Origin of the sequence: Actinomadura sp. 3N407, assembly GCF_052245875.1 — a bacterium.
In the GTDB taxonomy this organism is placed as follows: Bacteria; Actinomycetota; Actinomycetes; order Streptosporangiales; family Streptosporangiaceae; genus Spirillospora.
Genome location: NZ_JBQQBP010000097.1, coordinates 1 through 585, shown reverse-complemented (window position 1 = coordinate 585; position 585 = coordinate 1). Strand labels below are relative to the sequence as shown.

Sequence of the window (585 nt, the reverse complement as noted above, 5' to 3'; positions counted from 1 at the left end):
ACGAGGATCAGCAGGAGCAGCCAGACCGCGCCCTGGGTGGCGGTCACGATCACGTCGAAGGCGTTGTCGCTGTCGCCCTGCACGGCCGCGACGGCGTACCCGCCCAGGAACGAGCAGATCAGCTGGCCGACGACCGCCGCCAGGAACGTGCCGATCCACATGTCGACGCGGGTGCGCGAGTAGCGGCAGAAGTCGGCCGCGTCGGTGAAGTTGGAGAACCACGCGGCGGCCATGCTGGTGGTCCACAGCGCGATCAGCGCGACCTTGCCGTGGCCGGTCCCGGCGAAGGAGAACACCGCGTCGGCGTGGAAGCTCTCCTTGGGATAGGTCATCAGCATGATGACGATGACCACGGAGAACGCGATCTTCAAAACGAACGCGACCCGGGACAGCGCCTTCAGCGAGCCGTACCCGACCGTCGCCACCAGGATCTGGAAGACGGCGAAGCAGACGATGATCAGCGACTGGGAGATCTCCCGGTCGAGCAGGGAGCGCAGCACCGCCGCGATCCCGATGCCGCCCGCGACGGTCTGGAACGCGAACCAGTACACGCTGGACACCGCGCGCAGCACCGAGGTGACGGCG

1 protein-coding gene is annotated in these 585 nt (G+C 67.4%); it reads right to left on the bottom strand.

Annotated elements, in window-relative coordinates:
• On the bottom strand, positions 1-585 hold a 585-nt coding region (locus tag ACTWPP_RS45110; RefSeq protein WP_443110637.1), incomplete at both ends, for a cytosine permease.